The organism is Butyrivibrio sp. XPD2006, assembly GCF_000420865.1.
In the GTDB taxonomy this organism is placed as follows: domain Bacteria; phylum Bacillota; class Clostridia; order Lachnospirales; family Lachnospiraceae; genus Butyrivibrio.
Genome location: NZ_ATVT01000003.1, coordinates 170,465 through 182,711, shown reverse-complemented (window position 1 = coordinate 182,711; position 12,247 = coordinate 170,465). Strand labels below are relative to the sequence as shown.

Here is a 12,247-nt window from a genome sequence, read left to right as displayed (position 1 = left end):
TATTTTATTTATTTTTTATTCTGTTTCAATTTTCTACGATTTCGGTTGATTTTTTCGGCAGCCTTATGGTAACTGTTGTTCCCTTATCATATTCCGATGAGAGCGTGATACCGTATTCTTCTCCGTAAAAGAGTCTTATGCGCTCATTAACGTTATACAGTCCGTAGATCTTGGCATCCTCCGGGGCCTTGTCCGCAAGCCCCTTTGAGATCTCCGAAAGTCTTTCACTGTCCATACCCATACCGTCATCTGCGACGATAATCCTGTAATCCGTATCGCCCTCTTCTCCGGTTATGGTTATCTTTCCTCCGCCTCTTCTGTTCTTGATGCCGTGGTAAAGCGCATTCTCTACAATAGGCTGAACGGTTATCTTGGGTATCTCGTACTCAAAAAGCTCCTCCGGCACATCTATCTCGTAACTTAAAATATCCTGATACCTTATCTGCTGGATCTCCAGATAGCTCCTGGCGTGAGATAACTCCTCCCTCACTCTTACAAGCTCTTTTCCCTTATTAAGAGAGGACCTAAAGAACTCGGAAAGCGAACCCACCATCTTTACAACCTGTTTCTGATTGCCCGCCTCAGCCGACCAGACAATGGCATCCAGAGTATTGTATAAAAAGTGCGGATTTATCTGTGCCTGCAAAAGCTCAAACTCCGCCTTGCGAAGCTGCTTCTGCTCCCTTGTAACCTGTTCCTCGATGGGACGTGTGATCCAGAGCGGACCCACAATCGAAACCACTATGATGGCCACAACAATAAAACCAAAGATAGCCATGGACACCTTGATCGTATTTAAATAAAACTGCCTGTTCTGAGCCTGGGCTATCTGAATCTGTCTGTTCTCATAGTAAATGTACTCGTTGATGGTCTCCTGTAAAAGAGATGTAACTATCTGTACATCGTTCTCCCAGATCAGCATGTTTGCCTCATATCTGTCGTCAAAGCCAAGGTTCTCAGTAATGTTATCGATATACCCCTGAAGGTTGTTGAGGTACTTCTCGGCACTTTGAAGCCTCTTCCTGTTATCAGCAGTATCCGTGACGTCCTTAAGAGAGTCGACAACGCCCCGGGCATCGGCAAGAAGCTCGGGGATCTTGGAATCCCCGGGCGCAACATTACCTACTATCAAAAGATATGTCTCATAGTCAAAGTCGTTTTTGAAATCGAGGGAAAACTCGGAAGCCACAACAACGGAGTTGAGCATGTCGTCATAGCGCGCGCTCAGCTTCCATAGATTATAGAAAGCAAAGACCATGAACACGATATTGGGTAAAAGAAGTATCAGATATGATATTCGGATCTGAGTGGCCAAACGGGATTTATTCCTCTTTCGGCCTTCTTTGGAAGCCGTACTCATTCCTCATCCTCCATGCGTCCCTTGCCTCTGTACTGCGTTGTGGTCATGCCTGTTGTCTTCTTAAAAAGATATGAGAAATAGTGCGGGTCTTTGTAACCCACAAGCATTCCGATCTCATTGCTCTTTTTGGAAGTGGAAAGCAGCATCTCTTTTGCCTTATCAAGACGGAAATCCGTAAGATACTTGATAAAGGTCTGACCCATCTCCTGTCTGAATACAGCACTTAAGTGATTGGGTGAGAAATTAACGTGCGCTGCCAGTGTGTTAAGAGAAAGCTCCTCATCGCTGTAGTGCTGATCGATGTATGCAAGCACCTCGCCAATGACCTCGCGGTAATGGCTCTGTGACGTGCGCTTTCTGAGATCTATTGCCTTTTTCAGGATGCGGACCAGATACTCGTAAGTGGTCTTTTCATCCGAAAGCATGTCTGACTGCGGAACCTCGGCATCCATCTCCTCTTTGGAAAGACCGAGTTCATTTAGAATAAAGTCGGATACCGTGAAATAGATATCCATGGAAATATACTGTCTGAGCATGGTTGAGCGGATTGCATTCTTGCCCATGCCCTTGAAAAATTCATCCAGGAAAAACTCTGTCTCTGACTCATCGCCCATTCGAAGAAACTCTTTTACAAGCCTTCTGTCTATGTGCCTTGGATCGATCTCCGAGAGTATCACATCATCCCTCTGTGAATGTAGTCCTTCCTCCGAGCCGAACAGGAAATCGCTCTCGCTTGTAAGATACTGATGGGCGTAGGCTCTGTTTGCCCAGGTAAAAGAGCTCGGAATGTCCGATATTCTCTCGACAACCTGACCGACGCCTCCGAAATATCTGATATGAGGATATGCCAAGAAAAGCTCTTTCATCTGCGAAATAGCTCTGTCAATGTTCCTTCCGATCTCTTCATCAGTATCACCCTTAAACAGTATTGCCTTGCCATCAAGGTTTAAGTCAAAAAGCAGTGCTCTGTTGGCGGCAACTATATCAACCAGCTTGTCAGAAACACCGACAACACTGCCCGAATACTCATCTGTTCCGTGCTTGATCGAACGGATCCTGAGGATTATCACATTATATCTGAGAGCTGTTATATCAATCGACAGCTCTTTTGCCCTGTTAAGAATATACGGAAGGTCCTTCTCACCTGTTACAAGATTTTCGAAAAACTCCTGCTTATCAAGCTCTGTGCGCTCTTTCATATCTTCTTCGTAGCGCTTTGCTATCTCACGCTCGCGGTTTTTCTCCTCAATCTTGGCTGCTACCGCATCGATCTCTTTTAACAGATTCTCTCCGCTTATAGGCTTGGAGAGATATGAGCACACGCCGATCTTAATGGCTTCCTTGGCAAACTCAAAATCCTCATAGCCCGTCAGGAGTACTATTTCTGTATTGGGAAAGGCGGCCCTCACCATCTTGCTTAAGGTAAGGCCGTCCATGAATGGCATCTTGATGTCCGTTATGACGATATCAGGCTTTAGCGTCTGTATCATAGAATAAGCAAGCTCCCCATCGCCTGCTTCTCCGCAGAATTCATAGCCGTGGGCTTTCCAGTCCACATTGTTTTTGATCCCCTCGCGGACAACAAATTCGTCCTCCGCCAAAAATACCTTTAACATAACCCCGTATCACCTTTTTTCTTTTTCTTTGCGATTGGACAGAGGCCTGAAGATCGTCATCCTGCCTGTCCATCCCACTATCCTCGTAACAATTATTCCAAAGAAGATACCCACGCTGTCGATGACTACATCCTTTTTCCCCGGCGTTCGCCCCGCCACAAAGGATTGGTGGTACTCATCAAGGCACGCATACCCCACGCAGAATATTCCTGCCGAAAACAGCAGCCACAATCCCCTTACCCCATATACATAAAGGGGGAATGCCACTGACACGGCCAGGAGAAAATACTCCGTAAAATGTGCTGTCTTTCTTATATAGTGCTGTCCCTCTCTGGATAACTGCCTGATCTTTTTTTCACTCCATCCCCTGTCCAGCTTCTCGTTGGCGATCGTAAGAACCTTCACGCCAACCTCGTAGCTGAGCTGGCTGCTCTGACCACCTTCCTGTGCAGAGAAATTGAAAATAACCAGCATCATGATAATTGCAGGTACAAAGGAAAGCGGCTTTAAAACAAACCTGAGGGTCTGTTTAATATACATAATAAAATACTTCATAATATCTGACTCAGTCCCCATAAATAATTTCGTTTCCTATCATAACACATTTGGAGACTCCTTAAAATCTGATCATAACAATGCCGTAAGGCGCCATGGTAAGCGTAGCATTCTCCAGTGAGCTCCACTCCTCACCGGTGTTCAGCTGATAGGCAATTCCGTGGGATGCGATGTCAGCGCCTGACACAGGTGCATCGGAAGCTTCCACAGCATCAGTGACAGCTGACAGATCTATAGTCTTAGCTTCATCCGATGTGTTGATGACAACAAACAGTCTTTCTGCATCGTAGCGTCCGGAATCATCCGCCTTGCAGCATCTCGTAAATGTGCAGATATCCGAGTCAGTCAGCTCGCTGATCACCGCCGTCTCTCCCCTGGCAATTGCAGGGAAGATATTACGCGCCTTGATTGCAGCCTTAACGTAGTTATAGATTGAAGCAGGGTCCTCACTCTGCTCATCTGCAGCAGGATATTTCATCTTAAAAGAATCCATAGCCGTAGGGCCTTTGCACATGCCGTCCGCCTTGGTGTCCGCCGTCCAGTACATAGGCGCTCTCTTATTCTCATCCTTGCCGGAGCCCTTCATTCCAAGCTCCTCGCCGTAGTAGATAAAGGCATTTCCGGGCATCAGGAGATTAAGTCCCCAGGATAGCTTAAGTTTATCTTCAGCACCTTTTCCCGTGAAGTATCCTGCGCTCCTTGCCATGTCGTGATTCACATAGAAAGGTGCGTCAATGGCTGTCCCGGGGCCGTTTGTTTCAAGTGCCTTCTGAGTGCTAACAAGTGCCTCAGCATACCTTGAAGCCGGAGCTGTTCCCTTTGCAACACCTGCGATCACGCCCTCACTTCCCGCATAGTCAAAGTCAAAGAAGCTGTCGATTCCGCTGGCATAGTACTTGTGGTAAGTTGCAGAATTGGTCCATGCCTCTGCCACGATATAAGCATCGGGATTCTTAGCCTTTACCGTGTCATTGAGCCACGTCATGAACTCGATATTGGCAGGATCATTGCCGGTGTAGTATGAAGTCACGGCATCAAGCCTGAAACCATCCACGCCGTGATCAAGCCAAAATCCTGTGATATCAGCGATTTCTCTGCGAACCGCATCGCTGTCCAGATTAAGATCCGGCATTCCTGACCAGAAGCGGGCTTCATAGAAGTAATCCGTACCCGGAAGCGGTTCATATCCATCCTTCTTCTCGTTTGCAAAATTGTAATAAGAAAGCTTCGGACAATCTATGTAAAACGAAGTGCTATAATTTCCATCCTCAAACGTAATCCCGGGGTGATCTGCCAAAAACTCCGCTGCCTCCTTAAACCATGGATGCTCAACGGAGGAATGATTGTATACCTGATCGATTATAACGCGGATTCCTCTGTCGTGGCAGGCCTTTATAAGCTCATCAAAATCCTCTAAAGTTCCGTACTCCGGGTCAATGTCCTTATAATCGGTCACATCGTATTTGTGATATGTAGGTGATGGAGAAACGGGCATCAGCCAGATCTCATTGCAGCCAAGATCTGTGTCAGTAGCAACATCGCCGTCACTTATATAGTCCAGCTTACTCGTAAGTCCCTTCAGGTCTCCGATTCCATCCCCATCGCTATCGCAAAAGGAATACACAAAGACCTCATAGGTAGTCCTGTACTTGTCATCAATCACATTTACAGGAAGCTCATTGGCTGCCACTTCACCCGCAGCAGAGTCTAAAGCCGACTGCGCCACTTCCTGCTCCCCATTACTCTTAAATCCTATCTTTCCGCCGATCATCCCGGCAGTTACAACCGACACAGCAAGCGCCACGGTCAGTCCCAATGATACGGCTGTTTTTTTGTCAAAAGACATATCATACTCCTCCCAATCATCTAAAAGAACATCAATTGCTCAGCCCATCTTTCCAATATGCGTCAATCTCTTTTATATCATAACCGGCAAGTCTCACTCCATCATAACAGTGCTCTATTGTAAAAAGAGCTTCTGCTCCGGTTTTTGTGTCCTCACTAAATCCCTGACCCGCCCTGAAATTTCCAAGGCTGTAATAAACAAGCATATCTCCTCCGTCAGGTCTTTTTATGGTCTCTACAGGCTGCACCACGTGCGGATGAGTCCCCACTACCACATCGACACCGCCCTCTGCCATCAGCTGCGCCATATGCTTCTGATAGTCGTTTGGCTCCTTCTCATACTCCTGTCCCCAGTGGGCGAAGACAATCACAAAGTCCGCTTCATCCCTTGCACTTTTAAGGTCAGCCACAAACTCTTTTTCCTGCTCCTCTCCATGCGGAAAGCCATTCAGCAGAAAAGAAAAATCATTTTCATTCCCCTGATCGTTTATGCCGTAAGTGTAAGCAAACAGCGCAATATTTATGCCGTTTCTGGTAATAATCTTATAGGCTCTGTTATCGGAATCGTAAGCGCTGTGAAGCCCGACGCAGGTAATGTGATTTTGCTGCCAAAAACCTGTAGTCACATCTATGCCATAGAGCCCGCGGTCCATACTGTGGTTATTGGCGCATGTAGCCACGTCAAATCCTGCGTTCGCTATTGCCCTTCCGACACCTAAAGGAGTTCCAAATGACGGGTATCCTCCCACAGCTGATGCCTTGTCCACCAGCATTGTCTCAAGCTGAATGACTGCCACATCGGCATCCTGAATATCCTTCTTAAAAGGCTTATACAAAAAATCATAATTGCCGCCTGATACGCTCTCTCCGTAGAGATATATCTCCTCATGGATTATGTTATCACCAAAGCATGCAAAGCTGACAGTGTTATCCATGTTCTTGAGTCCAAAGGACTGCCAGCTCCACAGGCAGGCTTTGTCGTTAATATCCTCGGTCAGAAGGAATGCGCTGTTCCTGTCCATGACCTTCATCCTGACAACTGTTGGTCCGATATCTGAGGCGCACCATTTCTGAGTCACGCTTCCATCTTCGTTTATATCATAAATGAAGATATGCTGGCTGTATTTCTTTTCATCAGAAGTTATCCAGTAGGGTCTTGCAGGGCCGAATCTGCCTCTTTTCCACAAAAGAGCAATGAGCTCTTCATCTCCGTCTCCGTCAAGGTCGGTCGCAAATGCGTCCTGAACCCTGTGGCCCTTATCGGATTTCCAGAGCTCTTTTCCCGCTGTATCTTCAAGCTCCAGTATCTTACCTGATAGCACAAGCTTTCTTCCATCAGCCAGCTCAATTGTCTTTTCCTGCCAGGCAAAGCCTCCCGGAATATAATTCATTGCAATTAAACAGCAAAAGGCCGCCACTGCTCCAACGAGCAGTAGCAGCCAAAATATCTTTTTACCGGTTTTTGAAGTCACCGGGCCAATCATTTATCGCCTACTCTGTAACTCTGTGTCCATTCCGGCTGATCCGGTGCAGCTTCTGTTTCAACCCACTCCCAGTTGTCGTCAAGATATCCGCCCTTGAGGATCTGGCGCCACTCTGAGTCAGTCATCCTGTCTGACATAGGTGCTTCGAACTGATAGAAGCTGTATACGCTTCCGCTTCCCACATGAAGTTCTCCGTCAATAGGGAATACAACATACATTGTCTGGGCATAGCCTGTTCCGACCTCAAGAATGCTGCCGTTAGGGTCAGTTGCGATATCTGCAATCACAGGACAGGGAACGTTCTCGGGATATACTCTTTCTTCTGTATCATCGGGGTTATTTACCTCGTTCCAGAAGTGCTCAATATATCCGCCGTATTCTCTGATCCACTCATAATCATCATCAGAAAGACTCTCTGCCTTCAGCTCTTTTTCAGAAATCTCAAGGAGTCTTGTTGCTATCTCCGCAAGTCGCAGAAGGTTTTCCTCATCCCTGTCGCTGAGCATTCCAAGGCTTTCAAGTCCTTCCCTGGTGTTGTTTGCAAGGAAGATGAACCTGCTGTAGATCTTGGGTTCAGGATCAACATAGCCTCTGTCATCCGGTGGAGTATCGTATCCTCCGCCCATCTCAGCCATAACTGATTTGGAGTAGAGGATTGTGTCATGCTTGAGTTCAGCAAATGAACCTGCAAAGCACTCGAGATTTCTTTTATCCCACTCTGCGTTCTGCATGAACATCGGATAGCCCTCGCCCTTTGACTCAAACAGAGGTCTGAGGGTATTGAGCCAGCCGGCATAAAGACTGCTGTTCCAGATCTTGGGATCTGAATTGTTAAAGTGCTCTGCAGCAGTATTCATGTTCTTCTCATAATTCTCGAACTCGTAATCTCCCTGCTCTTTCAGGATTGCTGCTGCCTGCTCGGAACCAAGTGCCGCAGCTGTATCCAGAGTATCAGGTAAATATCTTCTGTCACCGTTTGCGTTTTCTTTGACTGCGCTGAAAATGAGCTTCTGCATGATTGCCGCATCTACGGTAAATCTCTGGCCCATAAAACGGAATGACGGAATAACCGGATCTTCACCTTCCATGACAGGAACAGAATTTATTGCAGGAGGATCAAGCTCTTTTGCTGCCAAAAGGACCTTTGCAAAGGCCTCATCATCAGAAGCAAGAACAGAAGCATCCGGCACTGAACCATAGCACTGCTCAATAACAGCTGAAAACTGGTCATATCCGGGGTCATCGGATGCACCGGCAAAGAAGGAAGTAACTGTGTAGATGCTCTTCCATGCCTCGTCATCACTTGCCAGAGCGCTGCTCATAAGGCACGCACTTCTGACTGTATCCTCATTATTAAGCGCCATGGGAATACGTCCGTACCACATCATAGCCTTAAAGTATTTCTCCAGTTGCTCATCGCCTTCATAATAGCCCCTTGGCTTGTACTGTGTGTAATCTTCCATAAAGCCTGTGATAGCGCAATCTTCAATAGCTTCAGCACCCTGTATCTTGGAAATCTCTGATTTAACGACATCTCCAAAGCCTGCATCATCAACAGGAGCTGCTACAGTCTCATCCTGAAGGTATGCTCCTATGTAAAAGAACTCTAAGTTCCTGAGAGCTGCGCTCTCCCACTTTGTACCCTTAAGCTCACCGTACTGGGCTGCGCTCTTTTCAAGCATCTGAGCGCTGAGCTCCTTGAGCTTGTCTGCGAGATAATCCTTCTCCGTGTTCTTCATCAGATGAGCAAAATACAGGTGATATGTGTGCATCAGTGAATCGACAGTTACAAAGTTCGGGAAAAAGAAATAACGGTTATCCTCGTAGATCTCGTAGAATTCATCGGCACCACTTGAGTTTTTAATAGCAAATCCGTTCTTTATAAGGGCATTTCTAAGAAGTGACGGATCGTTCCACTCTGATTTATACTGATCTTCAAAAAGATACGCATAATCAGGATGATAAGTTACATTTGAAAAATCAGGCGCAACCGTATACGGCTCCACACTTGGAACAAGGCTCTCATCGTAGTATATCTCCTCCTCATCTCCAAGAAGTGACGGAAGTTTGCCTACAGCTGCAGTTCCTGTTGACTCTACTGACTGTGTCTGCGCATCGGCTGCCGGAGCATCCTCACCAGCTTCCTGCGTTGCCTGATCCTGAGACTGGTCAGCGGGCTGATCCTGTGCAGTATTCCCACCCAAACTGCAGGCAGTGCACAGCATAGATACTGATAGTAAAATCGAAATAACTCTTCTTTTCATAACACACTCTCCTTTTTATCCCCAGAACCATTATAACCAAATAAGAGCTCCCCTGCAAAATGCAGGGGAGCTCCTAAAGTATTACGATCTATAAATCACCGAAAACGGTATTTACAGCACATCTTATACCTCAGCACTGTCAGGTGTATTGGCAAGTTCCTTCTTCTGAGCAAGGTACTTCTTGATTGCCTTGAACTCAAGGAATGCGATAAGTGCGATGAGAAGTGCATCTACAGCATAGAGGATCTTAACCCATGTAGGAAGTCCTGTGCTGATGTTCTTGTCATATGCTCTGCTGTTAACAACAGTGTAGAGAATATTCTTGGAAGCCTGTCTCATAGCGATAACAGATGTAGCAGAAGTCTGATCTGTTACTGTTGACTGAGGTGTCTCATAAGTTGCAAGCATGAGGTCACAGCCGTTTCTGATCATTCTGTCTGAATCCTGGTATCCGTAGCCACCGAAGTAGTCGGTCTCTGCAAGGCCTCTGAAGCCCCACTCACCACGAAGTACTGTGTTGAGAAGCTCTGAGCAAGCCTCAGCAGGAACTGTTCCGATATTGTTGAAGGCTACCATTGTTGCTGCAGGGTTAGCTTTCTTAAATGCTATCTCAAATGACTTAAGATATACTTCACGAAGTGACTGCTCGTTGAGCCATGTGCAAAGGAAGCCTGTTCTGTTGGTCTCCTGATCGTTTGTAGCAAAGTGCTTAACGTATGAGTAAACGCCGTGAGCTCTTGCTCCGTCTACTGCCTTAGCGCACATCCAGCCTGCGAGAACGCCATCCTCTGAATAGTACTCAAAGTTACGTCCGGCAAATGCACTTCTGTGTGTGTTTGTAGCAGGTGCATACCATCCGGATACATCCATCTCGTCTGCCATCTTACCGATTGAATCACCGAAAGCATAAGCAAGATCTTTGTTCCATGTGCATGCGATCATTACTGCTGCAGGGAATCCGATTGAACCCTGACCTGTGAAGTTGTTGTTGATGGAAGCAGGTCCATCACAGTCATAAGTCATGACTTTATCTATAGAATCAACTGCTGATGTCTCATAGCCGCCGAGTGCGATAAGGGTGTTCATCTCAGACACTGTAAGTTCATCAAGCAGTGAATCCCACTTTGGATCGTCATAAGAAAGGCCACGAAGCTCTGCGAGCTTAACACCGTTCTTAGCTCCTGTTGTAGGCATTACGTCTGCATCGTTGTTGTATGCAGTAGGATCATAGTTGGTTTCGTTAAAGTATGTTGCCTTATATGCATCTGACAACTCGTAAGATGCAGGTGCCTTTGTAGCTTCATCATAGTTTGCGAATCCGTCTGCTCTTGAGAGATATGTGAAGGAATCTCCCTCAGCAAATCCAAACTGGTTTGTTGCTGCGACAAAATCAGATTCACGCTTGTTTGACTCGTTGTAAACAACCTTTGAATCAACAGTTACGGTCTCACTTGCAATCTTGTTGTGAGCGTCTGTGTTGATTGAGATCTCGTAATCTCCTGCGTCGAGAACATAGCAGCCCTCGCCATATGTATCATAGGAAGCCATATCTTCCATTGCAAAAGAGATAGTTACAGTCTCTGAAGCTCCTGCCTCAAGAACACCTGTCTTCTCAAATGCGATGAGATTTGCTGCTGACTTCTCGATTCCGCCGTTTGTGTAAGGAGGATTGTAATAAACCTCAACTACATCCTTACCTGCTACACTTCCTGTATTTGTAACTGTTACATCAAATGAAACTGTCTTGCCATCAGTGGTTACAGGGCCCATCTCCTGGCTGAAGGTTGTGTATGAAAGTCCATATCCGAAAGGATATACAACTGCGCTGTCATAGTCGAAGTCCATGTTTCCTGCCTCTGCCTCAGCAAAAGCTGTCTCATAGAATCTGTATCCAACGTAGATACCTTCAACGTAATTAACAAATGTCGGATAAGACATTCCGCCCTCGGCGAACATGTTCTCAAATCCAAACTCGGACATATTTGTGTAATCAAAATCACCAAAGTTGTTGGCTGTAGGTGTTGCGTGAAGATCTGCAACAAATGTATCCGCAGTCTTTCCAGAAGGATTAACTGTACCTGCAAGGATCTCTCCAAGTCCGTCAAAACCGGTCTGACCTGTTCCGGGGCAATAGATAACTGACTTGATCTGTGAGTAATCATTTACAAAGCCAAGCTCCATGGCATTAGCTGAGTTTACGATAACGATAACCTTGCTGTAGTCTGATGTAACCTTGTCAAGAAGAGCCTTCTCTCTGTTTGAGAGCTCAAGATATGACTTATTTGCATCAAGGTCATCAGCCTGCTCTGAGTAACGTGTTCCTGTTCCTCCAAAGAAGCTGTTAGGATCGAAGTTGTAAGTATCAGCGCCATCGTAGCTTACAGGGAGATCAGCGCCCTCACCACCTGAACGTGCGATGAAGAAAATAGCTGTATCGGAATAGTCTTTTGCTGATGTAAAAAGATCACCGTACTCATCAATTGTAGGCTCCGGAATTGTCCAGTCCTGACCCATCATTCCGACTGAAGGTCTTGAATCTCTCCAGCCCTTGTAGAAATCAACAAGTTCCTGGTTGTACTCAATTCCTGCATCTGTGAGTCCCTGAAGGAAATCAACTGTAGGATATGCTGCAGAAAGAGCTCCTGAACCTGTTCCGCCGTAGATAGGATTGGTTGATGACCATCCAAATACGTTTACTTTTGTTCCTGCTGCAAGAGGAAGAGCTGCTGAATCGTTCTTAAGAAGAACAATACCCTCCTCTGCGATCTCTGTGCAGAGCTCTTTTGCCTGCTCAGATGATTCTTCTGAAATCTTTCCTCCACCCATTGCCATGTTTACCATGGAATACATTGGCACGAGTAAGATGTTGGTTACGACAAGTACCAGTGTCAAAAGAAATACAAGCCATGCCTGCTTTCTTACAAAGCCCTTTAAAGGCTTCTTGATTTTGATTGCTGCAATTGTGCAGATGATTGCTGCAACAAGTACCACACCGATGATAATCAGCTGTGGGATCATTGTATTAAGGACAGCAATGACGTCAGCAATGTTGATTTGTAACATATTCTTTTTCTCCTTCCCATAGAAAAGCATTTAGTTTTTCTTTTATCAAAAAGGGTGGTC

The 12,247-nt window shown here is 46.1% G+C and carries 7 protein-coding genes; all 7 read right to left on the bottom strand.

All coding sequences use genetic code 11. The features are described from left to right. Window positions 1-25: 25 nt before the first annotated feature. Window positions 26-1,360, bottom strand: coding sequence for a sensor histidine kinase (locus tag G590_RS0104605; protein ID WP_022764500.1), 1,335 nt, complete (start codon window positions 1,358-1,360; stop codon window positions 26-28). Beyond that, a complete protein-coding gene (locus tag G590_RS0104600; protein ID WP_022764499.1) occupies window positions 1,357-2,976 on the bottom strand; it encodes a response regulator in 1,620 nt (539 codons plus the stop codon). Before G590_RS0104600 ends, G590_RS0104605 begins: the two co-directional genes overlap by 4 nt. A 9-nt stretch (window positions 2,977-2,985) precedes the next feature. After that, window positions 2,986-3,531: a VanZ family protein gene (locus G590_RS0104595; RefSeq protein ID WP_026493931.1), complete on the bottom strand. Its 546-nt coding sequence runs from the start codon at window positions 3,529-3,531 to the stop codon at window positions 2,986-2,988. A 61-nt stretch (window positions 3,532-3,592) separates the two neighbouring features. Further along, complete coding sequence (locus G590_RS18405; RefSeq protein ID WP_022764497.1) at window positions 3,593-5,377, bottom strand: alpha-amylase family glycosyl hydrolase; 1,785 nt, start codon at window positions 5,375-5,377, stop codon at window positions 3,593-3,595. Between the two features lie 31 nt (window positions 5,378-5,408). After that, window positions 5,409-6,860, bottom strand: coding sequence for a CapA family protein (locus G590_RS20425; RefSeq protein WP_022764496.1), 1,452 nt, complete (start codon window positions 6,858-6,860; stop codon window positions 5,409-5,411). Further along, entirely contained in the window at window positions 6,857-9,124 is a 2,268-nt protein-coding gene (locus tag G590_RS18395; RefSeq protein ID WP_022764495.1) for a DUF3160 domain-containing protein, read from the bottom strand. Before G590_RS18395 ends, G590_RS20425 begins: the two co-directional genes overlap by 4 nt. A gap of 123 nt (window positions 9,125-9,247) precedes the next feature. Next, window positions 9,248-12,187: a glycoside hydrolase family 3 protein gene (locus G590_RS0104575; protein WP_022764494.1), complete on the bottom strand. Its 2,940-nt coding sequence runs from the start codon at window positions 12,185-12,187 to the stop codon at window positions 9,248-9,250. Between the last annotated feature and the right edge of the window lie 60 nt (window positions 12,188-12,247).

Excerpts from the sequence above, each read along its gene's own strand:
- G590_RS0104605 (WP_022764500.1), bottom strand. The coding sequence starts at position 1,360 with ATGAGTACGGCTTCCAAAGAAGGCCGAAAGAGGAATAAATCCCGTTTG.
- G590_RS0104600 (WP_022764499.1), bottom strand. The coding sequence starts at position 2,976 with ATGTTAAAGGTATTTTTGGCGGAGGACGAATTTGTTGTCCGCGAGGGG.
- G590_RS0104595 (WP_026493931.1), bottom strand. The coding sequence starts at position 3,531 with ATGAAGTATTTTATTATGTATATTAAACAGACCCTCAGGTTTGTTTTA.
- G590_RS18405 (WP_022764497.1), bottom strand. The coding sequence starts at position 5,377 with ATGTCTTTTGACAAAAAAACAGCCGTATCATTGGGACTGACCGTGGCG.
- G590_RS20425 (WP_022764496.1), bottom strand. The coding sequence starts at position 6,860 with ATGATTGGCCCGGTGACTTCAAAAACCGGTAAAAAGATATTTTGGCTG.
- G590_RS18395 (WP_022764495.1), bottom strand. The coding sequence starts at position 9,124 with ATGAAAAGAAGAGTTATTTCGATTTTACTATCAGTATCTATGCTGTGC.
- G590_RS0104575 (WP_022764494.1), bottom strand. The coding sequence starts at position 12,187 with ATGTTACAAATCAACATTGCTGACGTCATTGCTGTCCTTAATACAATG.